This window comes from Synechococcus sp. PCC 6716 (genome assembly GCF_022570815.1).
GTDB classification, from domain to species: domain Bacteria; phylum Cyanobacteriota; class Cyanobacteriia; order Thermosynechococcales; family Thermosynechococcaceae; genus Thermosynechococcus; species Thermosynechococcus lividus.
In genome coordinates, this window is record NZ_JAKLTU010000001.1 from 520,895 (window position 1) to 546,665 (window position 25,771).

25 protein-coding genes, 2 tRNA genes and 2 pseudogenes are annotated in these 25,771 nt (G+C 54.1%); 15 read left to right on the forward strand and 14 right to left on the reverse strand.

The annotated features are described in order from the left end of the window. Positions 1-17 precede the first annotated feature (17 nt). Together rnpA and rpmH are read right to left on the reverse strand one after the other, a co-directional pair. Positions 18-338: pseudogene (gene rnpA / locus L5220_RS02520) on the reverse strand (ribonuclease P protein component); the annotation flags it as partial. Then, positions 338-475 (reverse strand): 50S ribosomal protein L34, encoded by a 138-nt coding sequence (gene rpmH / locus L5220_RS02525; protein WP_099799755.1) that lies wholly within the window; start codon positions 473-475, stop codon positions 338-340. The pseudogene rnpA and the gene rpmH, both read right to left, overlap by 1 nt. A gap of 162 nt (positions 476-637) precedes the next feature. Here rpmH and dnaA point away from each other — a divergent pair, with 162 nt between their 5' ends. From dnaA to L5220_RS02545, 4 genes are all read left to right on the forward strand, one after another. Then, positions 638-2,002: a chromosomal replication initiator protein DnaA gene (gene dnaA / locus L5220_RS02530; RefSeq protein WP_499571354.1), complete on the forward strand. Its 1,365-nt coding sequence runs from the start codon at positions 638-640 to the stop codon at positions 2,000-2,002. A 94-nt stretch (positions 2,003-2,096) separates the two neighbouring features. Next, complete coding sequence (locus L5220_RS02535) at positions 2,097-2,543, forward strand: hypothetical protein (protein WP_499571356.1); 447 nt, start codon at positions 2,097-2,099, stop codon at positions 2,541-2,543. Between the two features lie 71 nt (positions 2,544-2,614). Then, positions 2,615-3,148 (forward strand): 4'-phosphopantetheinyl transferase family protein, encoded by a 534-nt coding sequence (locus tag L5220_RS02540; protein WP_499571358.1) that lies wholly within the window; start codon positions 2,615-2,617, stop codon positions 3,146-3,148. Between the two features lie 134 nt (positions 3,149-3,282). Further along, the gene (locus L5220_RS02545; RefSeq protein WP_499571360.1) at positions 3,283-3,906 is read left to right on the forward strand and encodes a DUF3747 domain-containing protein; all 624 of its coding nucleotides are present in this window, start codon (positions 3,283-3,285) and stop codon (positions 3,904-3,906) included. A gap of 49 nt (positions 3,907-3,955) precedes the next feature. Here L5220_RS02545 and L5220_RS02550 read toward each other — a convergent pair whose 3' ends face one another. The 3 genes from L5220_RS02550 to L5220_RS02560 all read right to left on the reverse strand — a co-directional run bounded on the left by L5220_RS02550 (position 3,956) and on the right by L5220_RS02560 (position 6,418). Beyond that, positions 3,956-4,708 (reverse strand): TlyA family RNA methyltransferase, encoded by a 753-nt coding sequence (locus L5220_RS02550; RefSeq protein WP_499571362.1) that lies wholly within the window; start codon positions 4,706-4,708, stop codon positions 3,956-3,958. Next, entirely contained in the window at positions 4,705-6,318 is a 1,614-nt protein-coding gene (locus L5220_RS02555; protein ID WP_499571364.1) for an ABC transporter substrate-binding protein, read from the reverse strand. Before L5220_RS02555 ends, L5220_RS02550 begins: the two co-directional genes overlap by 4 nt. A 27-nt stretch (positions 6,319-6,345) precedes the next feature. Next, a tRNA-His gene (locus L5220_RS02560) sits at positions 6,346-6,418 on the reverse strand. Between the two features lie 51 nt (positions 6,419-6,469). Between L5220_RS02560 and L5220_RS02565 the strand changes: the two genes are divergently transcribed. Continuing rightward, positions 6,470-6,844, forward strand: coding sequence for a DUF4359 domain-containing protein (locus tag L5220_RS02565; RefSeq protein WP_448526626.1), 375 nt, complete (start codon positions 6,470-6,472; stop codon positions 6,842-6,844). Here L5220_RS02565 and L5220_RS02570 read toward each other — a convergent pair. From L5220_RS02570 to L5220_RS02585, 4 genes are all read right to left on the reverse strand, one after another. Continuing rightward, positions 6,841-7,524, reverse strand: coding sequence for an urease accessory protein UreF (locus L5220_RS02570; RefSeq protein ID WP_499571366.1), 684 nt, complete (start codon positions 7,522-7,524; stop codon positions 6,841-6,843). The genes L5220_RS02565 and L5220_RS02570 overlap by 4 nt on opposite strands. Next, a complete protein-coding gene (ureE, locus tag L5220_RS02575; protein WP_499571368.1) occupies positions 7,511-7,954 on the reverse strand; it encodes an urease accessory protein UreE in 444 nt (147 codons plus the stop codon). Before ureE ends, L5220_RS02570 begins: the two co-directional genes overlap by 14 nt. Further along, entirely contained in the window at positions 7,954-11,112 is a 3,159-nt protein-coding gene (locus tag L5220_RS02580; RefSeq protein ID WP_499571370.1) for a PDC sensor domain-containing protein, read from the reverse strand. Before L5220_RS02580 ends, ureE begins: the two co-directional genes overlap by 1 nt. 79 nt (positions 11,113-11,191) lie before the next feature. After that, positions 11,192-11,650, reverse strand: coding sequence for an NUDIX hydrolase (locus tag L5220_RS02585; protein ID WP_499571372.1), 459 nt, complete (start codon positions 11,648-11,650; stop codon positions 11,192-11,194). A gap of 312 nt (positions 11,651-11,962) precedes the next feature. On the opposite strand from L5220_RS02585, the gene L5220_RS02590 reads away from it, so the two are divergent. Both L5220_RS02590 and L5220_RS02595 read left to right on the forward strand, forming a co-directional pair. After that, a complete protein-coding gene (locus L5220_RS02590) occupies positions 11,963-12,286 on the forward strand; it encodes a DUF1815 family protein (RefSeq protein WP_499571374.1) in 324 nt (107 codons plus the stop codon). A 122-nt stretch (positions 12,287-12,408) separates the two neighbouring features. Beyond that, complete coding sequence (locus L5220_RS02595; protein WP_448515303.1) at positions 12,409-13,284, forward strand: alpha/beta fold hydrolase; 876 nt, start codon at positions 12,409-12,411, stop codon at positions 13,282-13,284. Between the two features lie 48 nt (positions 13,285-13,332). Here L5220_RS02595 and L5220_RS02600 read toward each other — a convergent pair whose 3' ends face one another. Next, positions 13,333-14,568 carry a DUF4912 domain-containing protein gene (locus tag L5220_RS02600; RefSeq protein WP_448515304.1) on the reverse strand — a complete coding sequence of 412 codons (1,236 nt, stop codon included), beginning with the start codon at positions 14,566-14,568 and terminating at the stop codon, positions 13,333-13,335. A 290-nt stretch (positions 14,569-14,858) separates the two neighbouring features. Between L5220_RS02600 and L5220_RS02605 the strand changes: the two genes are divergently transcribed. Then, positions 14,859-16,109 (forward strand): SufS family cysteine desulfurase, encoded by a 1,251-nt coding sequence (locus L5220_RS02605; RefSeq protein WP_499571377.1) that lies wholly within the window; start codon positions 14,859-14,861, stop codon positions 16,107-16,109. Here the strand turns inward: L5220_RS02605 and L5220_RS02610 are convergent. The 3 genes and pseudogenes from L5220_RS02610 to L5220_RS02620 all read right to left on the reverse strand — a co-directional run. Further along, positions 16,106-17,449, reverse strand: coding sequence for a helix-hairpin-helix domain-containing protein (locus L5220_RS02610; protein WP_499571379.1), 1,344 nt, complete (start codon positions 17,447-17,449; stop codon positions 16,106-16,108). The genes L5220_RS02605 and L5220_RS02610 overlap by 4 nt on opposite strands. A 30-nt stretch (positions 17,450-17,479) precedes the next feature. Then, positions 17,480-18,148, reverse strand: coding sequence for a hypothetical protein (locus tag L5220_RS02615; protein WP_499571381.1), 669 nt, complete (start codon positions 18,146-18,148; stop codon positions 17,480-17,482). 485 nt (positions 18,149-18,633) lie between these two features. Then, positions 18,634-18,735, reverse strand: a pseudogene (locus tag L5220_RS02620) (IS1/IS1595 family N-terminal zinc-binding domain-containing protein); the annotation flags it as partial. A gap of 368 nt (positions 18,736-19,103) precedes the next feature. Between L5220_RS02620 and L5220_RS02625 the strand changes: the two are divergent. Beyond that, on the forward strand, positions 19,104-19,418 hold the full coding sequence (locus L5220_RS02625) for a hypothetical protein (RefSeq protein ID WP_499571382.1): 315 nt from the start codon (positions 19,104-19,106) through the stop codon (positions 19,416-19,418). Between the two features lie 104 nt (positions 19,419-19,522). Continuing rightward, complete coding sequence (locus L5220_RS02630; protein WP_499571384.1) at positions 19,523-21,268, forward strand: phosphodiester glycosidase family protein; 1,746 nt, start codon at positions 19,523-19,525, stop codon at positions 21,266-21,268. Between the two features lie 15 nt (positions 21,269-21,283). Here L5220_RS02630 and L5220_RS02635 read toward each other — a convergent pair. After that, positions 21,284-21,357 (reverse strand) — tRNA-Pro (locus L5220_RS02635). Positions 21,358-21,516: 159 nt separating this feature from the next. Between L5220_RS02635 and L5220_RS02640 the strand changes: the two genes are divergently transcribed. From L5220_RS02640 to folE, 5 genes are read left to right on the forward strand one after another with little or no spacing between them, the layout of a single operon-like run. Next, positions 21,517-22,212 (forward strand): aldehyde oxygenase (deformylating), encoded by a 696-nt coding sequence (locus tag L5220_RS02640; protein WP_099797552.1) that lies wholly within the window; start codon positions 21,517-21,519, stop codon positions 22,210-22,212. A gap of 37 nt (positions 22,213-22,249) precedes the next feature. After that, complete coding sequence (locus L5220_RS02645; RefSeq protein ID WP_099797553.1) at positions 22,250-23,278, forward strand: long-chain acyl-[acyl-carrier-protein] reductase; 1,029 nt, start codon at positions 22,250-22,252, stop codon at positions 23,276-23,278. Between the two features lie 48 nt (positions 23,279-23,326). Then, the gene (locus L5220_RS02650) at positions 23,327-24,301 is read left to right on the forward strand and encodes an acetyl-CoA carboxylase carboxyltransferase subunit alpha (protein WP_099797554.1); all 975 of its coding nucleotides are present in this window, start codon (positions 23,327-23,329) and stop codon (positions 24,299-24,301) included. Continuing rightward, positions 24,298-25,005 carry an SDR family oxidoreductase gene (locus tag L5220_RS02655; RefSeq protein WP_448526615.1) on the forward strand — a complete coding sequence of 236 codons (708 nt, stop codon included), beginning with the start codon at positions 24,298-24,300 and terminating at the stop codon, positions 25,003-25,005. The genes L5220_RS02650 and L5220_RS02655 overlap by 4 nt, the downstream gene beginning before the upstream one ends. Positions 25,006-25,043: 38 nt before the next feature. After that, the gene (gene folE, locus L5220_RS02660; protein ID WP_448515274.1) at positions 25,044-25,748 is read left to right on the forward strand and encodes a GTP cyclohydrolase I FolE; all 705 of its coding nucleotides are present in this window, start codon (positions 25,044-25,046) and stop codon (positions 25,746-25,748) included. Positions 25,749-25,771 lie beyond the last annotated feature (23 nt).

A 25,771-nucleotide genomic window follows, 5' to 3' on the forward strand; every position in this document is an offset into this window, starting at 1 on the left:
ATTACCCCTGCTTTTGCCATTAGCTGCGTTAATTCAGCGCGACAGTTGCTGTCACTGACGTTGAGGGCAGCCTGACGCACTACCACAATCATATCCCACCCCATGGCTATCTGGGGCAGTAAGGTTCGGCAAATGCGCCGCCACTGACGCTTCAGACGATTGCGATCCACCGCTCGCTTACTCACACGCTTGCTGACCACAATGCCAATCCGCGAGGCTTGGGGTGAGGGCTGAGGTGCCAGCCACAGGATAACAAGCTGGCCATGATGGGCGTTTTTCTGCTGGTAAACGCGCTCAAAATCGTGGCGATCGCGCAGACGATGTCGCGGTGGCAGCACTAGACCGCTAGCCGTGCCCGTCCCTTGCGCCGCCGTGCTTTAATGACGTTTTGACCCGATTTGGTGCGCATGCGAGCACGGAACCCAGAGGTGCGTTTGCGTTTGCGGACAGTGCCGCCCAGTGTACGTTGAGTCATGGCTAGGTATGATTGTTGAACAGCAGTTGGAATCTTGCGCCCCACTACCTGTCAGAGCGATCTACAATCGTATCACTTCTTGCGAGGCACGGGTAGCCATCGCTGGACTCACCGTGCAGCGGTGGGTTGTCGTTCCTTGACATTGCGATTAATGAGGTTTTTGTGATTAGTTCTGCCGAGGAACTTTGGCGCCAGATTTTAGAGCGGCTACAACTGCTGTTGAGTCGGCCAACGTTTGAAACGTGGATCAAAACGGCAACGGTACAATCCTTCGATGGGCAGGTCTTGAGCATCTGCACCCCCAATCCGTTTGCCCGTAACTGGTTGCAGAAATATTACCTGAAAACCATTGCGGATGTGGCGCGCGAGATTGTTGGCGAAGCCATCACCATTGAGTTAGCGATCGCCCAAGGCGCAGAGCACGACACCAGTATTCACCCCATCAATCGTTCGGAGCCAGAGCCTGCGGTGAGTCCACCGGCGCGGCAGCGGGGCAGTGATCTGAATCCTAAGTATGTCTTTTCCCGCTATGTGGTTGGCCCCAATAACCGCATGGCTCATGCGGCCTGTTTAGCGGTCGCAGAGTCGCCGGGGCGCGAGTTTAACCCGCTGTTTCTCTGTGGCGGGGTTGGGCTGGGTAAAACCCATCTGATGCAGGCCATTGGTCACTATCGTCTCGAAATTGATCCCAACGCCAAAATCTTTTATGTATCGACGGAGCAGTTCACCAACGACCTGATTGCCGCCATCCGCAAAGACAGTATGCAGAGCTTTCGTGAGCACTACCGCGCAGTGGATGTGATGCTTGTAGATGACATTCAGTTTATTGAGGGGAAGGAGTACACCCAAGAGGAGTTCTTCCATACCTTTAACACCCTCCACGAAGCCGGCAAGCAGGTGGTGCTCGCCAGCGATCGCCCCCCCAGTCAAATTCCACGCTTGCAGGAGCGACTGTGTTCCCGCTTTTCGATGGGGCTAATTGCCGATATTCAACCCCCCGATCTCGAAACCCGCATGGCCATTCTGCAAAAAAAAGCCGAGTACGAAAATATCCGCTTGCCGCGGCAGGTCATTGAATACATTGCCGCCAGCTACACCTCCAATATTCGCGAGCTAGAAGGGGCACTGATTCGGGCGGTGGCGTACATTTCAATTTCTGGGCTACCCATGACCGTGGAAAACATTGCACCGGTTCTGAGTCCGGCAACCCGCAAAATTGAAACGTCGCCGGAGATCATTTTGCAAGTCGTCTCAGAGACCCTCAATGTCCCTATAAGCGATCTCAAAGGCAACTCGCGCCGTCGGGAAATTAGTGTGGCGCGTCAGGTGGGGATGTATCTGATGCGGCAATACACTGGCTTGAGTTTGCCAAAAATTGGCGAAGAATTTGGTGGTAAAGACCATACTACGGTCATGTATAGCTGTGATAAGGTGGCGGAACTGCAACGCAGCGATCCGGAAATGGGTAGCCTGCTGCGGCAATTGAGCGATCGCATCAACCTTGCCAGTCGGCCAACGGAACCATAACATCCTTACGGGTGTTCGGTGCTCTAAAATCTGCGGATTTGAGCGACTTGGTGTTCTTGCGCTAGGGTAGAGTTACACTGCCGAGGTTGTTGCCATGACTGCCACCACTGATCTTGAAGGCTGTGCATTTTTAGCCGCTCAAGCAAAAGTCAAGTCCTATTTGGCATCTTGGTTTCAGTTAGGCAAGCGCGTCTGTATTTGGGGTGGGAAACAGCGACTCCTACCGCAGCCAGTGCTGCAGGGCGATCGCTACAGTCAAGCCTTTGAGGCGTGCTGGGCATTCTTAATGTCTGAGCACTCAGGAGACTGTTTTTTAGAAGACACGAATGAAACCATTGCGCAACTGCTGACCCAGTGCTGGGACATTACCCCCTGTGCCCGCTGCCAAATGCCCATTGCCTTGCCTTGTAATGGCTTACCACCGATTCACTGTCCCTGCGCTAGCCTTGGGAACTGGCCGAATTTTGATCTGCCCCTTCCCCGTGCCCCCATCAACGCCCGTACGCATCTGCTGTCGCTACAAAAACGCCTAGGGGTCTAGAGGGAATGGTGTGGGACGCTCCCCTACCCCCCGTGCTGCATCCCCAATGGCAATCTAGGCCACAGGTTTTGATGCCCCAGTCCCTCCATCTGTGGTGGGTTCTTTTGCCGCGCCATCAACCTCGGCAAGCAGTTCTCCGCCAGTATCTGCGCCTCTATCTGCCAGATCTAGACGAGGCGCCTCTGCCCACCACGGCTTCAGGAAAACCCTATTTACCCCAGTTGAACTTTAATTGGAGTCACTCCCAAGAGATTGCGCTCCTTGCTGTCAGTGGTGCATGGGCGGTGGGTGTTGATATAGAAGTGGTGCGCCCCCACCCCCATCGCCTGGCGATCGCGCGGCGTTTTTTTGGTGCTGGGCTGCAAACAGCTTTAGCGGCTGCGCCTGAGGAGGAGCGCGATCGGGTATTTCTATACGGGTGGACCTACTACGAAGCGTGGCTCAAAGCCCATGGCGGCTCGCTATGGCAGTTGCCACCAGCCCTAGAACCCCACTATGCCTATCGCTTTGGGGTTGGCGATCGCGCTGTGGCTACTGTTGTCACCCTTTGCCCTGATCCGCCCGATGTGCAGTTTTTCCGGCTGCCACCACACAATTGCGCATAAAACATTGCTGGTGAAATGCTCATAGGCTCTCGCTCCCCCGCGTAAGGAACAGTACGATCAATGAGACCGTCCAACCAGCAATAACTGCGGCAAGAACACAGCAGAGCGGTTTAGACGTTTTGAGGAGTTGACCGATGAAACGCTTGCAAAAACTGGGCTTAGGAATTTTAATGATGGCTTGTTTTGGTACGGCTGTCCCCCAGCCGGCTGAAGCAGGAATGTTTACCCAAACGGAGGTGGAGCAGTCGAACTATGTTGTCATGGCGGTTCCGATTGCCCGGGGGGGCTATCGTCTGTTAGTTGTGGAGCAAATCAAAAATACACGTCCCTGCTGGAGTGAATCTGGGAGCAATCCCATCGTTGTGGATCCCCTGTTGACCACCTTTGACTTTACGGGGATCTGTGGCCGTGCCACCGACAGCAATGGCTATTCCATTCGCGTTGCCCAGCAGGACTTAGGGTTGCAGTACAGCTTACGCATTGAGCAAGGCAACGGTGAACTCGTTCTTGTGGGCAGCAGCCACCGGGGTGGGCCTGCAATGGTGATTGGCCGCACCTATGGTATGCAAGAGGGGCAATTTCTGAAATTTATCTTGGAGCCGGGCTGGCGGCTGACCCGGCGTACCTACGAAGGGCGGGTTCTCGGCCATGTTTACTTCACAAACGATTCTTGGGAAGCGGCAACGGGTGCAGCCCCTACCTCGGTGAGCAGCCAAGAGGTACCCCCACCCGTGCCTGTCAGCAATGAAGTCAACTAATTATCGGCGTCAGCTGCCCGATCGCCATCCCTGTACCTAGCCCCCAAAGCTAAGCAACTTGGCGAAAATGCGCCAGAAACTCCTGATTGCCAGCAGGGCCTAAAAGCGGGGATGGGGTCAGCCCTAGGCACGTCCATCCTTGTTGGGCCGCCGCTGCAATGACCTGAGCCACAGCGTCGCGCCGTGCGTCGTCATTGCGAACCACGCCCTTCTTGCCGAGGCGATCGCGCCCCACTTCAAACTGCGGCTTAATCAGCGCAATTAATTCTCGGGGGGGCAGCAATAGGTGCCAAAGAGCCGGTAGAACCTTGGTCAAGGAAATAAAGGAGACATCCACAACCCCCAGATCCGGACGCGGATCCTCAGGGGCATAGAGGTCTGCCGCAGTGAGATGGCGCAGATTTGTGCGCTCTTTAAGCACAAGCCGTGGGTCTTGGCGTAGTTGCCAAGCAACTTGGCCGTAGCCCACATCAACGCCATAGACCCGTTTTGCCCCTGCTTGCAGCAAACAGTCGGTAAAGCCGCCGGTTGAAATGCCGCCATCAAGGCACACGCGATCGCGCACCACGATGGCAAAGGTCGCTAGGGCATGGGCTAGTTTTTCGCCCCCTCGCGACACGTAGGGCGATCGCGCCTTGATTTGAATTGTGGCATCGATTGCCACTAATGTGCCCGGCTTGTCAACGGGAACGTGATTCACTTGCACCTCGCCCGCCCGAATCCAACGTTGTGCTTGTTGGCGGCTTTCGCACAGGTGCCGTTCCACCAAAAGGACATCGAGGCGTTCTTTTGCAGGAGTCATTGAGCGTTTTGGAGGAGGGCAAAGGAGAAGTACTGGTTCACATCCAGCGCCAGACCACTAATGCTAGGCTGGGCAAAGAGGGTGGTTTGACTTTGCCACAAGGGGATAAAGGCCACGGCCTCAGCATTTAGAACTTGCAGTTGGCGCAATAGCTCATCTCGCCGCTGGGGATTCGTTTCACGACGGCTGGCAGCGATGAGGGTATTGGCGTGGGGACTATAAAAGAACGACCCCCAAGCAGCACTGGCACCACTGTCGCATCCCGCTGTGGCTGAACCGCGATCGCAGCTTAGAAATGGCTCTAAATAGTTATCGGGATCATAGAAATCCCCATACCAGTCCAGCATAACCAGCGGGTAAGCACCCGTGTCCAGATTGCGGTAAATGGTGGCGGCGTCAGCACTGTCGAGTTGTACCCGCACGCGATCGCCCAAGTCGCGCTCTAAGGAAGCTTTGAGAACAGTAGCCGCCAAAACATTACTGGGAATGTTGGCACGATACCACAGGTTCACGATAAGGGGGTGTTCCGCCGTCACGGCAGCTGTCTCTAGCCACTGAGCCACTGTAGCGGGCTGACCGTCCCCGTAGCGATCGCGAAACACTGGCTCACTCACCGGAAATAAGGTGGGGACAAGGGAATAGAGGGGAGCCACTGCCCCCAGAAACACCCGTTCCTCCAGCCGTTGACGATTGATGCTGGCCGCTAGCAGTTGCCGTGCCCCTAACCGATCCCAAGGGGGCTGCCGCAGGTTGAGGCTGAGCACCGTAATGGCATTTCCCTCGCCAGCGATCACCTGCCAGTGGTGGGTGCTGGCCTGCTCCGTGAGGGCGCGAATTTGATTCGGGTCCAAGGCTCCAGCGGCAATATCCACACTGCCCGTGCGAAAGGCATTGTAAAGATTGGCGCTACTGGAAAAGACTTGCAGGCGAATCCCTTGATTGCGTGGAGCAGCGCCCCAATACTCCCGAAAGGGTTTGAGGTGTACCCCATCGGTGCTGTAGGCGGCTAATTGGTAAGGGCCTGTCCCGACAAACTGGGTGGGCAGAAAGCGATCCGCTGCCGCTGCGTAAGCCGTTGGCGAAATAGCACACAGGCCACTAAAGGCCAGTAGGTGGGGCAAGGCCACAAAGGGTTCCTTGAGTTGAATTTCAAGGAGATCCTCCCGCAGTGCCCGAATGGCCGCCACGCGACCCGCCAAGAGCGAGGAGGGTTGGCCACCACTGCCCATAAACCGTTGCAGCGAAAACACCATGGCCGCTGCATTAAAATCCGTGCCATCGTGGAAGCGCMCCCCCCGCCGTAGGGGAATCCGATAGGTTAGGCCATCCGCGCTGACCTCCGGTAACGCTGTTGCTAACTGAGGTACAAGTTCATGGCTGTTGGGGGCATAGGTATAAAGGCGATCGCCCATATTGTAAAGAAGTAACCCTGCAAGGGTTTCGTAGGCATCGGCAGGATCTAAGGTACGCAGGCGAGCCGTAGTGCCAATGACAATGGTGTCGCGCTCTGGAGTGCCCACGAGGCGATCGCCCCCACAGGCCCCCAAAAAAACAATGAAGAACAGCGCAACGCCCAACCAAAAGAGTCGCTGCCAACAAAACCGAGACATCAATACCAAGAAAAACTTAAACGAAAGGGCGAACGATGGGATTCGAACCCACGAATGGTGGAACCACAATCCACTGCCTTAACCTCTTGGCTACGCTCGCCATGCTTCTTAAGCTAGTTTCTTAGTATAACATTTTGGCTTTTATTTCTCCATGGGTCTGCCTCTTAATTCACGTTCTTACTATTCATGGTTAGCTGGGGGTGTTGCCCTCACCGCCGTGGCCGCCGGGGTCACCAACCCCACCCCTGCCGATTACCAGCGCCGTGCCACCACGGAAATTCATACGTTTCTGCTCACCCACGTGTGTCCACAACTGATGCAGCAAACGACGGCGATCGCGCCGTTAGTCTTAGACACCTGCGAAGACTTAGAAGTGGGGGCGGCTGAGGAGATTGAGCGCTACATTGCTTACCATACTCGCGCCTATAATCTTGGGGTGGCCACCCTATTTGTGACCGAGTTACCGATCCAAACCGTTTGGAGCCTCGGTGCCTTTGGCCAGATTGTGCCCCTCCCCCTGAGCTAGCTACGGAACAGCCGACAGTACTGGGTTTCGTGCTGCATACTGGCCAAGGCCAAACCAAGGGTACAACTTCCTAAGTCATCATCCGTGCACTGCACACTCTGCTGCACAGCCGCACCTAACTCACCCTGAAGCTGCCGCAGGAGAACTTGCCCCGCCGTTTGTCCCAAGGGAATCAGTTTTACCCCAGCACCAATGAGGGTGCTCAACCAACTGTGGAGATMCCCCAATACCGCCGTTTCCAGAGGAATGGCTGCCATGGCCGCAGCAATACTAAAGGCAATACTCGTATTCCATGGGTAGGGATGCGCTGTGGGCAGTTCCGCCGGCAGGCGATCGCCCTCAAGGGTCTGTACCAGTGCCATCAATGCCGTCCCCATCTGCCAGTTCTGCGCCCGCAGTTCCTCGGTTTCCCGCGCCGCTGAAAGCCAAGCATTCCAGTACCGCAGCCGCTCTATATCGGTTGCCATAAACGCTCGATAGGCTCTGACCATCACCGCAGCCTCCAACTGAGCGCTGCCCGCCTTCAGCTCAAAGGTCAGCCAGTCTTTAAGGGCACTGGCCGTGGTTAACTGTTGCTGCGCTACCAGCGTTTCCAACCCCTCAGAATAGTTAAAGCCGCCAATGGGTAGCGCTGGACTCACCCACTGCAAGAGGATTAAAAGCGATCTATCCGTGAGCATGGGAGGAGTAGGCTCCGCTTTCTGGACAAAAGGCAGCGATCTCAAAGGTGACCGTTAGCCCCCGCTGCTCCAGCAATGTTTGCAGTACCGGATCCGCCGCAAGGCGCAGATAACTGGCATGGATCTCGAGGGGCACATGGCGATTGCCCAAATGGTAAGCAGCCTGCAGCAAGGACAATGCATCCGCTCCCTTGACCCGCAGCGTGGGTTCCGGCTTGGCCAGAACTTTGGCCACAACGGTACCATCGTCCGTCGCCACGAACTCTCCGGGGCGCAGGATCGTTCCCCGCGATAATTTCAAATACAATGCCTGCCCCTCCTCGCTTTGGCAGTAGAGACGACTGCGACACCGCTCTTCCGCCGTTAGGGCAAGGTGTAAGCAGCGGGCAGCCGCCAAGGGTTCCGAACAACGTTGGGTCAGCGTTAACATTACATTAAAGTTAATTCGACAATCTTATCAAAGCGAAACCCCTTCACAAGCTGCTGTAGCCCCTCAATCAATACCGCTTCTTCCAGGGGAATATCGGCAATTAATTCCTGAATCCGCTTGCTGTTGAGTTTCTTGGCCGCCTGTTGCAATTCGGCAATCCACGGGCGAGGCATCACCATGAGAGCGGCAGGCTCAAGGGTCACCGGCCGGGGCGTGGCAGGAACCGCAGCGATCGCCAGCGTGTCATAGCGATACTCGAGAGCGAGGTGGTGGGCAAGGCGCTCAAGAATCGTTTGGGGACGGAAGGGCTTGGCGATATAATCGTCACAGCCAATGTGGAGCAGTTCTTGCTTGTCGTGCTCAAAGCTACTGGCCGTCACGGCTAGAATTTTTGGAGACGGCTCGCCGCCGTGGGCTTTAATATAGCGGGTAGCGGCTTTGCCGTCCATCACTGGCATCCGAATATCCATTAAAATAGCGTGGGGGTGCCAAGCCTGCCACTGCTGAATGGCCTCCTGACCATTTTCGGCTTCGCGGCACTGAAACCCCAATGGCTCCAGCAACTGCACAAGTAGCTGACGGTTTTCCGCGAGATCGTCCACCACCAGAATTCGCACCTCAGCCGTGGGGTCTGCCAACCCAACAATGGAACGGGGAGTTTCCTCCCGTAGATCTTGGGTCTCCCCTAGGCCAACCGTAATCTCAAATGCAAAGTGGCTGCCGTGTCCTTTTTCACTGTGGACGTGAATATCCCCCCCCATCAGTTGCACAAATTGGCGACTAATGGCCAGCCCCAGTCCAGTACCCTCGCTCACTTTTTTGCTACTGCTGGTTTGCACAAAGGGCTGAAAAAGCTGGCTCACCTCCTCTTCGCTCATGCCAATGCCCGTATCGCTCACTTCAAAGGCTAGGCGCGGCGGATCGGTAGCGTGGTAGTGCACCTTGAGCGCCACCCCCCCGTCCTTCGTAAATTTAATGGCATTGCCAAGGAGGTTCACCAAGACCTGACGCAGTTTCATTTCATCGGTTTTGATGGCGGGGGGTAACTCTGGCGGTAGATCAAAGAGCAAGCGCAACCCCTTGGCTTCGGCGCGCACCCGTAACATGTCCCGCAGGGTGTCGAGCATCCGCTGCAAATCAAAGGTCGTTTCTTGCAACGTAATCCGTCCCGCTTCGATTTTGGCCATGTCCAACACATCGTTGATCAAGCCCAGCAAGTGCTCACCGCTGCGATTAATGGTTTCAAGGGTTTTGCGGTGCTGAGCGCCAACGGAGCGATCGCCAAGGAGAATTTGACTAAAACCGAGAATGGCATTGAGGGGCGTACGCAGTTCATGGCTCATGTTGGCCAAGAAAATACTTTTGGCCTTATTAGCAGCTTCTGCGGCGTCCTTTGCTTTAATGAGTTCCTGTTCTGCCCGTCGTCGTTGATAGGCCGCAAGACTAATGGTGACAATATCCGCCACATTAGAGACAAAGCTGCGCTCTTCCACAAGCCAGACGCGCGGTTCCGCCACCTGCTCAACGCAGAGAATGCCGAGCAGTTGACCATTAAAGACAATGGGGGCATCAATCAGGGAGCGCACGTCATAGGTCAGGGCATAGTCCCGCAGTTCATGGGTGCGGGGGTCAGCAAGTAAATCGTCCACCACGAGTGGTTCGCCCTTTTGCAGCAGCTTGAGATACTCAGGATAGATGGGCTGGCGGTTGTGCTGTGGCTCTTGGCCAGTGGCAGCATCGTACTGAGCAATGCACAGGAGATGATCCCCCTGTAACTCCCATGCGGTCACCCGCTTCACCTTGAGGGTGGTAGCCGTGGCCTGAATAATTTCCTGCAGCGCCTTACGAAAATTGCCTTGCTGAACGTGGGGAGACTGGCTCAATCGCACCAAGGCTTCATTGTGGGTGTACAGAATCTTTTCTTTCTGGAGGAGTTGAGTGTTGGCCGCCGCCAGTTCCGCCGTGCGGTGAGCCACCTCCTCTTCAAGGCGTTGGTTAAAGCGATGAAGTTCGCTGAAATTTGCCTGAAGTTGCCCGGCCATATCCACAAAGGTGCGCCCCAAGTTGCCAATTTCATCTTTGCCAGTGGTATCCACACCCCCACTGATGTCTAAATCGCCAGCGGCAATTTTGCGAGCCGCGCTGTCCAGCTTTTGGATGGGTTGCACCATATAGCCGGTAACCAGCCATGTCACAATGCTAATCAGGCCAAAGGAGGTCACGAGAATCAGTAGGCCAAACCGGGTTTCTTGATGGACAAAGGCAAGAAATTCTGCCTCATCAAGGCGAATGGCTAAGCTCCACTGGGCTTGGGAAATTGGGGCATAAAAGATCCACTGTCGTCGGCTTGAGCTCCAGTCCTGCATCCAGCGATGACCGGTTTGGCCAGCCACCATCGCCGCCCCTAGTTCTTTCAAATCTGACCGATTCTGTGCCTGGGCAACCTCAAAAACAGACTGTCCGATGTAGGTCTGATCGCCATGGAAAATAACCTGTCCCTGATGATCCAGCACAAAAAACTGCGCTTCTTGCAACCCCTCAATATCTATCTGCTCTTCAAGGCTCTCTAGGGCAACATCTACGGTGGCAACACCACGAATTTGGCCATTGCGACGAAATGGTGCTGAGAAGGTGACCATGAGGGCATTGCCAGCCCCCTTATCAAAGTAGGGTTGACTCCAGCGGGCTTGACCTGTCCGTACAGCCTCGCTATACCACTGCCATTGGGGCTCGGTGTAGTCATAGACTTGCCCTGTGTCCACCTTGCGCAGTTGATTCCCCTGCTTAAACACGTAGGGGCAAAAGAGGCGTTTTTGGGGTGAAAAGCTGTAGGGGGCAAAGGCGATCGCCGACCCGTAGGTCAACGGATTCAGTTGTACGTTTTTTGTTAAGAACTGATAAAGCTCTGCCTCACTAGCCGTGGGAAGCGCTTCAAGGGCATGAGCCGTTGTGCTGGCTAGCTCTGCTATCTGTCTCAAGTTGTCGTTAAACTGCGTCGCATACAGCACCACCAAATGCTGCTGCCATTCCTCGTAATCAAGGGTATTGCGGCGCACGATGCGGGAGCGAATGTACAAAAACAGCCCTGTATAGATCACCACAATGGGTAACAGCGTCCACAGCAAAAGTTTGTGGCGGAAGGATAATTGACCCACCATGGCGATCGCCCTCCAAGGATGCGGCGCAACTGAATGTCTCTATCCTAGGGTGAGACAGACTGCAGGGTGTTGCAAATGCCTACCGGTGAAAAAAGTCGAGGAGAATGCGCTGATGCATACTCCCCAGGGGGCGGGGTTCCCCAAGGGTGGTGGCAAAATGAACCCCCTGCACCACGGACGCATAGGGCACCAAATCCATCCCTTGGCCTTCCTGTAGATCAAGCGCATCGAGACCACAGGTTAAAGGGGCAACAAACACAGACCGCCGCGCATAGGGATCCACATACTCCCCAAAAAACCTGCATTCAGGAAGGCGATAGCCAATTTCTTCATAGACTTCGCGCACCACTCCCATTTCAGGGGTTTCGCGGGCCTCTAAGTGACCACCAAATAACCCCCAGTGCCCGGGGTAAAGAATCGTTGCAACATCATCGCGCAACTGCATGAGGACGCGATCGCCTTGGTAGAGAATAGCAAGGGAAACTTGGATCAGGGGTGATGCGGCCATACAGTCAAGGTATTTGGTATCCAGAGACACTTTAACCCATGACTGACATTTGTAAAGTAAAATGGAAGTTATCTATCCCCTAGATGTATCAGACCGCGCAGCGTAATCTTCCCTAACCCCTACCATTGCGACCTGTTTGAGACCTATTCGCTGCCTAGGGACAATCCAAGAAACCACCGTTAAGGGCCCTATTGTTACTCCTCCTATAGCAATTGTTGTACGAACTCATCCCTTACATAAGATTTTACAAACTGGTATATAGTGGCACACTCTTAAGATTGTCTTAATATTTTCTTGGGGGTTGTCGTATCGGTTTATTCCTTTTGTGGAGTTTGTTGTGTTATGTTTTATCGCTTAGCCGAGCAACATCGCCAGTTTATCCGAGATCTGGTCTTGAATTTGCAAGCCTTAGCCACTGCCCTTGAGCATCGTGGGTTCATGGCCTCGTGCTACACCTGTGGTGGCGAGCTGAACAGTGCCTCCTTCATGGTCAGTTTGGCCGACAACCACCTCATTCGCTTTTTAGTGTCAGACTATGGCATTACTTGGACAGAAATGCGCGATGATCGCGAACTCATGAAACTAGAGGGGGCAGATGCCATTAATCAACTGCAAGAATTAGCCAACCTCTTAAAAGCATCCCCCACCGTAGCAGTCACGGTCTAGGCGCTGCCGGTTATTCCTAGGGCTGATCCTTTAGTGGCTGTCCATTCCTTGGGCTAGCAACAACACTGTAGTGCTAGGTTAGAAATACACCTTGGCCTCTGCGTTGATCCCACGCCTAATCCATGACCGAATTGTCTCTTAATTGGCAGCATCAGTACCTCTACGTTAACCAAGTTCGCCTGCATTACGTTACCCAAGGCACAGGTGATCTCGTCGTTTTGCTCCACGGTTTTCCAGAGTTTTGGTACTCGTGGCGATTCCAAATTCCCGTTTTGGCGCGGCATTTCAAGGTGGTGGTGCCAGATTTGCGGGGCTATAACGACTCTGATAAACCGAGCCACGGCTATGATCTGGATACCCTCAGTCAAGATGTGGTTGCCCTCATTCAGGAACTGGGCTATGAGCGGGCGCATATTGTAGGCCACGACTGTGGCGGGCTGATTGCTTGGCATGTGGCGGCTCGCTTCCCCCAGATGGTGCAGCACTTAGCGGTACTGAATAGTCCCCATCCTTACCGCACGGGTCAAGAACTATGGCAGCAGCTAGAGCAGTTTTGGCGCACTTGGCCACTGTTGGCCTGTCATATTCCTGGGGTGGCAGAATACTGGCTCGGCCAAAATTTACAGGGCTTTCTCCACGATCTGTTTCAGCGGTACTCCATTCGCAAGGCTGCCTTTTCTGCAGAGACGCTGCAACTGTACCAAGCGGCTCTCGAAAAAGCGGGGGCGATCGCTGCCGTCCTCAAAAGTTATCGCCACCTATGTTCCCCCCAGCAATGGTGGCAGCTGTTGCAACAGCACAAAGAAGCCATTGTTAGCCCCACCCTCGTCCTCTGGGGAGCCGATGATCCCCTTGCCCAACCCACCCTTGCAGACGGCATGGGACAGTGGATCCACGCCCCATGGCGGCTGAAGTGGTTGCCGGAGTGTGGCCATTGGGCGCAGCAGGAAGTTCCTGGCCTCGTTAATCGTGAACTCCTCGCCTTTTTACGGGCATAAAAAATCCCTCCCCCACCTTGGGAGAGGGATGCCTGCCAAGGGTTCAGCCTAAGCTAGCCACTCTAACACCGCTTCTTCCTTGGTATTAGTGCGGCGCTCAGGGGTTTCGCGGGTGAACTTCATGTGGATAGCACGGTTTTGTTCGCCATCTGCCGCCACCGCCAAAATTGGGAAGTCAATTAACCCATCTTGGAACGACATCTGGAAACGGAAGGTGCCATCGGGGTTCAGCTTAATGGGACGACCGCCAATGGTAACGGTGGCATCCGGCTCCGTGGCACCATAGACAATGAGTTCTGCGTCTGCCACTAACCAGAACTTGCGGGGACGGATCGGCGCGGCTGAGGCCGAGAAACCTACCCCAGACATCGTTAGCCCAGAGACGGTGGGAACTGCCCACAACCCCACGCCCGAGGGGAACACGTAGGAGCTAATGGCCATTTCTGGCAATTGCGAGATAGAACCGGGCACTTGATGCATAGAACCAAAGAGAGACCCGGCGACCCGTTGTGCCTCTGCCCCTTCCGCCATGGCAAAGATGCCTTCGTAAATGGGGTTGGGTTCTGCGGTACCCGCTAGGGGTGCCCCTAGATCAAAGAGGGTCTTGCCCCGCAAATCCATGTCCCAATCCACGGTAATGAACTGATCCCATACCCAATCGGAGGGATAGGTCGGCGGGATATGAACCGGGGCAGAGCGTGCCAGCACTAACCAGCGCCCATCGGGGCAACGATAGCCAATTTCGACAACATAGTCGCGATCGCTGACGGGGATAGGTAGGTACCACTCCCGTGCCAATTCATCGCAGGGATACTCTTGAACGCTGTGGGGAATTTGACGGTCGAGGTTGATATTGGTGGCATCGTACAGGCGCAGAGCCAGTTGCTGCCCGCCTTGGCGGCGCAGATCTTCACGGTGCTCGTTAGGCACATCCCAGTAGGTATAAGCCCACTGGGGATCTCGGGGCATCAGGACAATGCGGCTTTCGCCGTAGCCGCCGGGTAAATCCCCCAGCCCTTCATCCACTGTGGCTAAAAGAACCTCATCTTGAGCAGGACCGAGATCGAATTTTGCTGCTTCCACTTTTTCTTGCGACTCCAATTTAGAGGGGACAGGTTGTACCGGAATCGTAGTTGTTCCGTTGGCTTCTGCCTGTTTTTCACGGATGGCAGCGAGGAGTTGATCTTTACGCATACGGCTATAGCGGGACACTTGCAGTTCACTGGCGACTCGCCGCAACTGCCGCAACGTCATTTCTTCTAAGGGGGGGCGATCTTTCGGCATAGGTGCCTCCTAAGTAGTGTTGATAGACCTTGCTATCCCTTGCCCTTCATATTTGGCAAAAAAAATCCGCGCCGTCAAGGCAATAAAACGTAACATTGACCAACCGATACGTAATTCCCCGAAATTCGGGGATCGTATGTCATGAATCTATGACATTTATAGCGACTGGGGATCACACGCGTTTCATTCCTGCGGCGGCAGGGATGTCGTTGGGGTACGGGGACAAAGAGTATAGTAAGAACTAAGCCGTACCCGCGTGGGTCTATTTCGTTGCTGTGATGGGTTCAACCATGACAATTGCCTCTAGCCGCTCCCTCGCTGATCTGTGCCGCGCTGACTTCCCGATTTTGGCGCAGCGGGTTCACGATCGCCCCTTAATTTACTTTGACAATGCCGCCACCTCCCAAAAGCCTCTGGCGGTCTTAAATGCTCTTGAGACCTACTATCGCTGCTACAACGCCAATGTTCACCGTGGGGTGCACMCCCTCAGCGCCCAAGCCACAACGGCCTACGAAGGGGCGCGGGAAACGGTTGCTCGCTTTATCAATGCGTCTAGTGCTGCCGAGGTCATCTATACTCGCAATGCTAGCGAAGCCATTAACTTGGTTGCCCGTAGTTGGGGGATGACAACGCTGGAGGCGGGGGATGAGATCATCCTCTCGGTGATGGAGCACCACAGTAATTTAATTCCATGGCAGTTTGTGGCACAGCAGACGGGTGCTTGCCTTAAATTTGTGGAGCTGACCCCAGAGCAGACCTTTGATCTGGCGCATTATGAAGAGTTGCTCAGCGATCGCACCCGTTTGGTGGCGGTGGCTCATGTCTCGAATACCTTGGGCTGCCTCAACCCCATTCCGGACATTGTCCGCCTTGCCCATGCCAAGGGAGCGCGGGTACTGGTGGATGCCTGCCAAAGTGTGCCCCACCTGCCCATCGATGTGCAGCAGTTGGGCTGTGATTGGCTGGTGGCCTCTGGTCATAAAATGTGCGCCCCTACCGGGATCGGTTTTCTGTGGGGGCGGGCGGAGTTATTGCGGCAGATGCCCCCATTCCTCGGTGGCGGTGAAATGATTGCCGATGTTTTTCTTGACCATGCCAGCTACGCCGATATTCCCCACAAGTTTGAAGCGGGTMCCCCCGCCATTGCCGAGGCGATCGCCCTCGGGGCAGCTATTGACTACCTAAACCAGTGGGGGATGGAGCGCATCCACGCCTACGAGCAAGAATTAACAGCGTACCTGTTTGAGCAATTGCAGACCCTACCCAGTGTCACCCTCTACGGCCCAACCGCTGGCGAGCGAGCAGCCTTAGCCAGCTTTACGGTGGCCGAGGTACATCCCCACGATCTCTCGACGATTTTGGATCAAGCGGGAATTGCTATCCGCGCGGGGCACCACTGCACCCAGCCGCTACACCGCTATCTAGGTGTCCAATCGACAGCACGAGCCAGCCTGTACTTCTACAACACCCGCGAGGAAATTGATCAGTTTATTGTGGCGCTTGGCGAAGCCATTGACTTTTTTAGGGAGGTTTTTGCCTAGGGGGTTAAGCGCAGGAGTTCCTTGGCCTGAGCCTCAAAGCCGGCACTGCTCAGGGCACGGTAGGCGCGATCGGCATCTTCGACCCGGAACTGTGCTCCCAAGCGCACGTACTGATGATGGCGGCCATCGGTCACCTTCACGACCACAGGTACCTTGGGTAGCTCTCCTCCCTGTTGCTTGAGTACCTCCGCCAGACGATTCTGTGCCTGAATGTCACTGGCTTTTTCAACCGGCAACTGTACGATAACCAGCTTCACCTCTTCCAGCGGTTCGGCATCTTCAATGACGAGTTGGAGGCGCTCGTCCCGCTGATCCACGGTGCCCCACACCAGTAAGCGGTGATCCACACGCAAGTGCTCGTGAATCCGTTCGTAGGCCTTGGGAAAGATAACTGCCTCTGCTTGGCCGGTGAGGTCTTCTAATTGGGCGATCGCCATGCGATCTCCTTTTTTCGTTGTGATCGGCTTTAAATCAGTAATTAAGACAATGGCACTAATCGTGCTATCGGCACTGGCGTGCTCTAAATCCCCCAAACTAATGGGGGCAACCATGGCCGTAGATCGATGTACATCCTTGAGGGGATGGTTCGAGACGTAAAAGCCAAGGAGTTCTTTTTCCTGCCGCAGTTTCTCGGATTCGGGCAAATCTGGCACGGGCGGAGCCGTAGGAGCCGGATCATAGCTGCCCATGGGTTCAGTGCTCGTGCTGCCCCCCAGCAGATCAAAGAGGTTAACTTGGCCAATCGCTCGATCTTTGGCTCGCCCTTGCGCCCACTCCAGCACCAACGGCAGATCCGCAAGGAGTTGGTTGCGGTTCCGTTGCGGATGCAACTCATCCATGGCACCACAGTTAATCAATGCCTCGATGGCACGACGGTTGAGGACACGGCTATCGACGCGATCGCAAAAATCCCCAAGGCTTTGAAACGCACCGCCGCGCTCTCGCGCTGTCAGGATGGCTTCGATGGCTCCCTGCCCCACATTGCGTACCGCCGATAAGCCAAAGAGAATTTTTTCGCCCACTGGGGTAAAGTCAATTCTGGAACGATTGACATCTGGGGGCAGTACCTCAATCCCCATACTCAAGCACGTGGCAATGTAGCGCTGCACCTTATCTTGATCGCCACTCGTGGAGGTGAGCAGCGCCGCCATGTACTCTACGGGAAAATGAGCTTTGAGAAAAGCCGTTTGGTAGGTGACGTAGCCGTAGGCGGTGGAGTGGGACTTATTGAAACAGTTGGCAGCAACCACCCCGTTGGCCAGCAAGAAGTTATGATCTCCGGCCAAACCAATATCGTAAACTGCCTCCCAGCCAATCACCCGTCGGCCAATAATGTTCATAGGTTTGCCCGCTCCAATAACCGCTGCTCTCTATTCTAGGCATGGCACCGCGGGCAGATCGGGCAGGCGCAAATCCCGCAAGGGCTGACCCGCTAGGCAACAGTAATAGGCCGTGAACCAATCAGGGGTTTGCACCCCCACACTGGCCAATGCCGCCACCGTCGGAAACGGCCACAACCGATCAAAAATGACCCCCTGCTGCCAGCTAAATTGCAGAAAGTAACAACCGACCGGGACATTGAGGGCGCTCAGTAATCGCCGCCCAAGACCATAGAGCTGTTGCCGGTCACGATCCGCTGTATGAATCGGCAATTGCCACTGCCCCGCCACCAGACCGAACACCTCGCCAAAGAGCGTTCCCTTAGCCGTTTGGGCAAGGGGTAACTGATAGATACCACCCTCGGCCACCCGAATCCCCCACTGCGCCACCTGAGCACGCAACGCTGCCACTGCCTGACACTGCTGCCACACTGGCAAAGCTAAGGGTGCCATAAACGTGAGGCTGTAGTCTAGCTGTTCTAGCGAGGGAGTGTAGGTGTTAGGGGCACTCAGCACGCCCACCTCAATTAGGGCTGCCGGATGGGCTTGCCTCAGGAGCGGCACCACCTGCTCCACCGCCTGCTCGTAGGACACTTCGTAGTCATCGGGCTGTGCGCTACACCAAATGCAAATTCTTTTGGCATTCTTCTGATGCATCATGGGCTGTCTCCAGTGTTTAGATGAAAACGTCAGTATCCTTCACCACAGACCCCAATGCAACCTTTTTAGGTGCCAAGAAGCAAGCCTGTTGTCGTCTAGTTACAGTTGTGTGACATCGAAAGTAGAACAGCGTATTGGTTTGCAACAAACTTGAGTGCTGAGGTATTGAGTGATGAAGACATTGGGAACATTTATCGCCAACGCTGGCGGGTTGAGTGAATGTTTTGATTTGCAAAAATGCATCTAAAGCCAAACCAAATGCTATTAAAACATGAGCGAGGAGCGCTGTTTCAAGCCTTCGTAACCTTGATTGTGTATTTAATCTTAGTGTTGTTAGACAGTCCGAAGATATATCCACAGCAACTACTAAATAAATTGAGATATACGCTCATTGTGACACGAGAGGAACAGAACGTGTACCGTTGGGGCAAGCGGTACCTGATAGGGGCTTCACTGCAGTAGAAATATTAAATTTTGTGCAGAATTTAACACCTGTGGTAGGTATCAATGAATTGATGATGACAACTGACACACATGTAATTTTGCTTACCTCCTCTCTTACCATTCTTACAGATATGAGTAGATTGGCATTCTGGGCATTACATGAGAACTCATCCTAATTTCTCCCTTTATGATGCAACGCCGTATTTTGGGGCTAGGGTAACGCTATTTTTCGGTGGGTAACATTCTGTATCGAAATTAGCTGTAATTTTTTTTAGTGTGATAATCGCTTTACAATAAAGGTATGAACTAAGAAGGATCATGCTTTCTCAGACGTTCATTCACATTTATTAACAATAATTCTTCTGGGGGGGATAAACGTTCGTTCCTAGCTCCCTATATTCTTTAGTTTCAACAAAACAGAAATACTAGGGATTTTGATCATTTCTCAAACTGCTTTTGAGGAAGTGAGGCAGGTAACATACGTCTCCGGCGGGGGAAGGCGGGGGTTACTATGCTCTATTCTATCTTTGGACGGCAGTCGTTTGCCGTGAGCTTTGTGGTGGCTTTATTAGCTGGGTTACAGATGCTCTGCATACCAATGGCATCTAGTCAGAACTCTGCGTCGGGAACCCTTAGCGTTGGAGCCGTCGTCATCAATAGTTGTAATATAAACCACTCGGTGGTGGCGGGATTACAGCGATCGCCCAATAATGATCGCCGTCTTGAATGTTGGCACCCTAGCAATCGCCAAAATAACGCAGTCAAACCGGAGGTTCACTTAATCAATGAAGGTGAGGGGCAACATCGAGTACTGGTGGTTTACTAATTGACCCGGCGGGTTAGGGAAACGTTTTTGCTGAAACGTCCCTCTATAATGCCAAGATACTGAATATTTCTAAGGTTCAAGGGATGAGGTAGCGGAACGTGTTGTTGTCTCAGCATAGTGACCTGTGGCGGCGGGGGGCAGTGCTCGTTGCGGTTACCGCTTCAACGCTATTGGCGACAGCGTCTTTACAGGCGCAAACTCTCCAGGGCGATCGCCTCAATTTGAACGGGCGCGATTATCCTGTGGCCTGGAGTCAGTGGACGAACGATCAAAATCAACAGATCACTGGCATTAGCGATGGCGCCCTTGCCAATCGGTTTGGCCTACTCCTAGGTGATACCAGTGATCCGTGGCAGCAGCCCGTGGCTTGGTTTCAAGAGCAATTTAGCCCCTTGGCCGTTCGCTTTAGCCCAAATGGGATGTACCGCTACCTAGACATCACCCCACTGATCCAGCAGCACCAGTGGCAAGTGCAGCCTCAGGGTACAACGCTGCGGATTACTACGCCCCCCAGTCGCATCCTTAGTTGGCGGCAGGGTCGGCAACCCTGGGGCGATCGCTGGGTCTTTGAGCTAGATCGACCAACCCCTTGGCAGGTTAATCGCCTCACCTTTAGTCGCACGGGCACCACCCCCCGGGATCTCAGCTTAACCATTGAAGCCAGCGGTCAGTTGGCCGCTATTGCGGGGGTAAAAATTACAGCGGCAGCCAATCGAACCGTATTGGAAACCCAAATCGGTGGGACGACTCGGCCAGTGGCCTCCATGCTGTTGAACCCACCGCGCCTCGTGATCGATTTCCGCAATGATGCCCCCCCACCCCGCACAATTCAGTGGGCACCCGGCCTTCGCTGGCAGGAGCAGACCGTCAATTTGGGGGCACGCCAGTTTCCCGTCAGCCTGTTAGTCATGACCCCCCAAACGCCCGGACTGCGAATCCGCCCGCTGTGGATGAATTCAGCCACCGTAGTGGGGCTGGCAACCCTACCAGAACTGGCACAACGCTGGCAAGCTGCGGCTGCCATTAATGCAGGGTTTTTTAATCGCGATCGCCAAGCTCCCCTTGGCGCCATTCGCAGTGAGAACCAATGGATCTCAGGCCCCATTCTCAACCGTGGCGCCATTGGTTGGAATGACACGGGTCAGATCGTCGTTGGTCGTCTGAGCCTGCGGCAAACCGTTACGACGCCGAGCGGTGCACTGCCCATCGTCACCGTTAACTCTGGCTATGTTCAGGCGGGTCTTGCCCTTTATACCCCGGCGTGGGGGGCAAGCTACACCCCCAAAACAGGGACCGAAACAGTGATTACGGTTCGCAATGAACAAGTCATCAGTCAACGTCCCGCCAGCAGCAACCAGCCCCAAGCCGTAGCAATTCCGCGGGATGGTTATCTACTGGTTGCGCGCAACTTTAACTCTGCCCTCGGTAACTTTCCCCCAGGAGCTACCCTCCAAATTAATACGAGTCCTGTGCCCGCTAGCTTCGATGGCTTTGCCAATATTGTGGGTGCCGGACCACTCCTTGTCGAGCAGGGACGAGTGGTTCTCAATGCAGCCCTTGAGCAATTTGGCGCCGGTCTAGATGCCCAAGCTGCCCCCCGCAGTGCCATGGGGAATCGCAGTGATGGCAGGATTGTTTTTGTAACGACCCATAACCGTGTGGCTGGCTCAGGCCCTACCCTAGGGGAATGGGCACAGGTGGTACAGCAATTGGGCTTAGTGAATGCGGTGAACCTTGATGGTGGTAGCTCAAGCGCCCTTTACCTAGGGGGTGTACTGGTGGATCGGCACTCAGTGACAACCACCCGCGTGAATAATGCCATTGGCGTGTTTTGGCAGCCTACACCTTGACCCCCTCGGACTCTATCGGGATGACAGGATTTGAACCTGCGACCCTCTGCTCCCAAAGCAGATGCGCTACCAAGCTGCGCTACATCCCGCAACTACCTACCCTAGCTTAGCATTGAACCCACGCAACTCATCGTTGTCTATGGAGAGCTTTAAAAATTTCTGGAACAAGACCTGCCCCTATCCAATCCCGTCTGCGGTATGATAACGGAAGTCTTGCTATCCCAGTGTATGTGTTAGGAGAATTCGCAATGACAACGGCTACTGCAACGACCGTACTGGACTATACCAGTGACAGCTATAAAGATGCCTATAGCCGCATCAATGCCATTGTCATTGAAGGGGAGCGGGAGGCTCACGATAACTATCTTCAACTGGGTGAACTGCTACCACAGCACACGGACGAGCTGGTGCGTTTAGCAAAAATGGAAGCCCGCCACAAAAAAGGCTTTGAAGCCTGTGGTCGCAACCTGAGTGTTACGCCAAACATGGAGTTTGCCCAAGCATTCTTTGCGCAGCTACACGGTAACTTCCAAGCGGCAGCGGCTGAGGGCAAAATTGCAACGTGCCTGTTAATTCAAGCCCTGATTATTGAATGTTTTGCGATCGCCGCCTACAACATCTACATTCCTATGGCTGATCCTTTTGCCCGTAAAATTACAGAGGGGGTTGTGAAGGACGAATACACCCACCTCAACTTTGGCGAAGTGTGGCTCAAAGCTAATTTTGCAACAGTGAAAGCAGAGCTAGAGCAGGCCAACCGCGACAACTTACCCATTGTGTGGAAGATGCTCAACGCCGTGGAGGCGGATGCCAAGGTGTTGGGGATGGAAAAAGATGCCCTCGTCGAAGATTTCATGATTCAGTACAGTGGTGCCCTAGAAAATATCGGCTTTACCACCCGCGAAATTATGAAAATGTCTGTTTATGGCCTGACTGCGGCATAATGGTGGCTTAATATACTGTTACGTTTAGTCACCCTATATGTTTGGATTAATTGGTCATCTGACGAATCTTGAGCATGCTCAGGCTGTTGCCCATCAGTTGGGCTATCCCGAATACGCTGATCAAGGTCTTGAGTTTTGGTGCATGGCACCACCGCAGATCGTCGATGACATCACGGTGACCAGTATAACGGGGAAAACAATTTACGGTAAATACGTGGAGTCGTGCTTTTTGCCAGAAATGCTGGCTCATCAGCGGGTCAAGGCAGCGACCCGCAAAATTATCAATGCGATGGCTCACGCCCAGAAGCACAACATTGACATTACTGCCTTGGGTGGCTTTTCCTCAATCATTTTTGAAAATTTCGACCTCGAGAAAATGTCCCACGTGCGGAACATTGAACTCGATTTTCGTCGGTTTACAACAGGCAACACCCACACCGCCTACATCATTTGTCAGCAAATAGAACAGGCGGCTCCGCAGGTGGGGATTGATCTCAAGAATGCTACCGTGGCTGTGTGTGGTGCCACGGGGGACATTGGTAGTGCGGTGTGCCGCTGGTTAAACACGCAGTTAGATGTTCACGATCTGTTGCTGGTAGCTCGCAACCGCGATCGCCTTGAGGAACTACAAGCGGAACTGGGTCGGGGGAAAATTCTTGAGTTGATGGAAGCGCTTCCCCTCGCGGATATTGTGGTGTGGGTGGCGAGTATGCCCAAGGGGGTAGACCTCGCACCAGAGCAACTCAAGATACCTTCCTTGATGATTGATGGCGGTTACCCCAAAAACATGGGCAGTAAAATTCAGCACCCTGACATTCATGTGTTGAATGGCGGCATTGTTGAGCACGCCCTTGATATTGACTGGAAGATTATGGAAATCGTCAACATGAATGTGCCCTCACGGCAGATGTTTGCCTGTTTTGCGGAGGCTATGATCCTAGAGTTTGAGGGCTGGCACACCAATTTTTCTTGGGGGCGCAACCAAATTACCGTTGAGAAAATGAAACAGATTGGAGTGGTGTCTCGCAAACATGGTTTTCAGCCGCTGTTATTCAATATGAATTAGTTCAGTCAATCACTATTACAACTCACGTTTTAAGGAATTGAACGATCTATGGCAAATGAACGCCGCACGCTCCTACTGGAATTTGAAAAACCTCTTGTCGAGCTAGAGGCACAAATCCAGCAGGTACGAGATAAGTCTTCGGAGTTTGGCGTGGATGTCTCGGAGCAAATCCGCGATCTCGAAGAGCGCGCCAAGCACTTGCGCCACGAAATCTTTAGTAAGTTGACTCCGGCGCAAACCCTGCAAGTGGCACGGCATCCCCGCCGCCCCAGTACGCTGGACTATATTCAGGCCATTAGTGATGAGTGGTTTGAACTCCATGGCGATCGCCGTGGCAGTGATGACCCTGCCTTGGTGGGGGGGGTGGGTCGCCTTAATGGTCAACCTGTTGTGATGCTGGGGCAGCAAAAAGGCCGCGACACCAAAGATAATGTGGCGCGCAACTTTGGTATGGCCTCGCCTGGCGGCTATCGCAAAGCCCTGCGGCTGATGGAGCACGCCAACCGTTTTCAAATGCCGATTCTCACCTTCATTGATACCCCTGCGGCATGGGCGGGGGTGGAGGCCGAAAAGTTTGGTCAAGGAGAAGCCATTGCCTATAACCTTCGCGAAATGTTCCGTCTTGAGGTGCCGATTCTGTGTACGGTGATTGGTGAAGGCGGATCGGGCGGTGCCCTAGCGATTGGCGTGGGCGATCGCCTGCTAATGTTTGAGCACGCCGTTTATAGTGTGGCACCACCGGAAGCCTGTGCCGCCATTCTCTGGCGCGATGCCCAAAAAGCACCCCAAGCCGCAGAAGCCCTGAAAATTACCGCCCGTGACCTACTGAAATTAGGCATCATTGACGAAATTGTTCCGGAGCCGGTCGGGGCAGCCCATAGCAACCCCGTGGAAGCAGCCGAGAACCTAAAAGCTGCTCTGCTGCGTAACTTAGCGGATGTTCAAGCCCTCAGTAGCAGTGAGCGGCGCGAGCTACGCTATCAAAAATTTCGCCGCATGGGGGTCTTCAGTCAAGCAGTATGACCCAACAGGTTCTCATTACCGGAGCCAGTAGTGGCATCGGGGCAGCGACGGCCATTGCCTTTGCCAAAGCAGGGTTTAACGTAGTGCTCTTGGGGCGATCGCCGGCCAAGCTAGCGGCCGTTCATGCCCAAGTAGTGGCCTGTGGTGTCAATGCCAGCAGCCATACCCTTGACTTTGCCGATCCACTGCCCGTGCGATCGCGCCTTGAAGAAATTTTAGCTGCCGTCGGTGAGGTGCACTGCCTAATCAACAATGCTGGCATCGCACAAACGGTGCCGTTGATTGCGCAGCCCCTAGCGGACTGGCAAACCATGCTCAATGTTAACCTCACCAGCGCCTTACTGTGTGCCCAAGCAGTTCTTCCCCAGATGCGATCGCGCCAGTGCGGTACGATAGTAAACGTGGTGTCGATCGCTGGAAAACAAGTCTTTCCGGATTGGGGAGCTTACTGCGCTTCTAAGTTTGCTTTAATGGGGTTGACCAAATCCTTAGCGTGTGAAGAACGCTCCCACGGCATTCGTGTCACCGCTATTTGCCCGGGCGCCGTTGATACGCCCATCTGGGAACAGGTAGAGGGAACCTTTGACCGCAGCGGTATGCTTACGCCCGACATCATTGCTGACACTATTTTGACTACTGTTTTACTCCCCCAAAACGCCTTCGTTGAAGAGCTAGTGATGATGCCCCTTGGCGGAACCCTCTAAGCTCATCCTTACCTTGCACCTGAATCTTCCCTAGTTTTATGACGAGTTCTTCTTCTAACCGCCTAACTATGTCTGAATCGATTGCCAACGGTAAAGTGACCACTCCCACTGTCCTGCCTGACCGGAATACCCACCAAGGGAAAGAAGCCATTCTCCACCCCCCCCAGGCTGAAGTGGCCAAGGAGGAAATGATGGCAGCGGTGCGCAGCATTTTGCTGAATGTGGGTGAAGACCCAGAACGGGAGGGTCTGCTGAAAACGCCAAAGCGAGTGGCAGAGGCCATGCAATTCCTCACCAGTGGCTACAGCCAATCCTTAGACACCTTGGTCAATGGGGCAATTTTTGACGAAGGCCACGATGAAATGGTCTTGGTACGGGACATTAACTTTTTCAGCCTGTGTGAGCATCATATGCTGCCGTTTATTGGCAAGGCTCACGTGGCCTATATTCCTAACCAGCGGGTGATTGGCCTGAGTAAATTAGCCCGCATTGTCGAAATGTATGCACGCCGATTGCAGGTGCAGGAGCGGTTGACGCGGCAGGTGGCCGAAGCCATTGAAACCGTACTTGATCCTAAAGGGGTGGCAGTCGTGATGGAGGCAAGCCATATGTGCATGGTGATGCGCGGGGTGCAAAAACCCGGCTCTTGGACGGTGACAAGCTCAATGCTAGGGGTGTTCCGTGATGATCAAAAAACGCGGGAGGAGTTCCTTAACTTGATTCGCCACCAGCCCAATTTTTAGCTTGCTGTCCCCAGCAGGTTCAT

What these genes read in the sequence shown, in the direction of transcription:
- L5220_RS02565 (WP_448526626.1), top strand. Translation starts at nt 6,470, where the DNA reads ATGGGTCTGCCTCTTAATTCACGTTCTTACTATTCATGGTTAGCTGGG.
- L5220_RS02655 (WP_448526615.1), top strand. Translation starts at nt 24,298, where the DNA reads ATGACCCAACAGGTTCTCATTACCGGAGCCAGTAGTGGCATCGGGGCA.
- L5220_RS02580 (WP_499571370.1), bottom strand. Translation starts at nt 11,112, where the DNA reads ATGGTGGGTCAATTATCCTTCCGCCACAAACTTTTGCTGTGGACGCTG.
- L5220_RS02640 (WP_099797552.1), top strand. Translation starts at nt 21,517, where the DNA reads ATGACAACGGCTACTGCAACGACCGTACTGGACTATACCAGTGACAGC.
- L5220_RS02550 (WP_499571362.1), bottom strand. Translation starts at nt 4,708, where the DNA reads ATGACTCCTGCAAAAGAACGCCTCGATGTCCTTTTGGTGGAACGGCAC.
- L5220_RS02600 (WP_448515304.1), bottom strand. Translation starts at nt 14,568, where the DNA reads ATGCCGAAAGATCGCCCCCCCTTAGAAGAAATGACGTTGCGGCAGTTG.
- ureE (WP_499571368.1), bottom strand. Translation starts at nt 7,954, where the DNA reads ATGTTAACGCTGACCCAACGTTGTTCGGAACCCTTGGCGGCTGCCCGC.
- L5220_RS02650 (WP_099797554.1), top strand. Translation starts at nt 23,327, where the DNA reads ATGGCAAATGAACGCCGCACGCTCCTACTGGAATTTGAAAAACCTCTT.
- L5220_RS02645 (WP_099797553.1), top strand. Translation starts at nt 22,250, where the DNA reads ATGTTTGGATTAATTGGTCATCTGACGAATCTTGAGCATGCTCAGGCT.
- L5220_RS02590 (WP_499571374.1), top strand. Translation starts at nt 11,963, where the DNA reads ATGTTTTATCGCTTAGCCGAGCAACATCGCCAGTTTATCCGAGATCTG.
- L5220_RS02540 (WP_499571358.1), top strand. Translation starts at nt 2,615, where the DNA reads ATGCCCCAGTCCCTCCATCTGTGGTGGGTTCTTTTGCCGCGCCATCAA.
- L5220_RS02610 (WP_499571379.1), bottom strand. Translation starts at nt 17,449, where the DNA reads ATGAACATTATTGGCCGACGGGTGATTGGCTGGGAGGCAGTTTACGAT.
- L5220_RS02625 (WP_499571382.1), top strand. Translation starts at nt 19,104, where the DNA reads ATGCTCTATTCTATCTTTGGACGGCAGTCGTTTGCCGTGAGCTTTGTG.
- L5220_RS02545 (WP_499571360.1), top strand. Translation starts at nt 3,283, where the DNA reads ATGAAACGCTTGCAAAAACTGGGCTTAGGAATTTTAATGATGGCTTGT.
- L5220_RS02615 (WP_499571381.1), bottom strand. Translation starts at nt 18,148, where the DNA reads ATGATGCATCAGAAGAATGCCAAAAGAATTTGCATTTGGTGTAGCGCA.
- L5220_RS02535 (WP_499571356.1), top strand. Translation starts at nt 2,097, where the DNA reads ATGACTGCCACCACTGATCTTGAAGGCTGTGCATTTTTAGCCGCTCAA.
- L5220_RS02595 (WP_448515303.1), top strand. Translation starts at nt 12,409, where the DNA reads ATGACCGAATTGTCTCTTAATTGGCAGCATCAGTACCTCTACGTTAAC.
- folE (WP_448515274.1), top strand. Translation starts at nt 25,044, where the DNA reads ATGACGAGTTCTTCTTCTAACCGCCTAACTATGTCTGAATCGATTGCC.
- rpmH (WP_099799755.1), bottom strand. Translation starts at nt 475, where the DNA reads ATGACTCAACGTACACTGGGCGGCACTGTCCGCAAACGCAAACGCACC.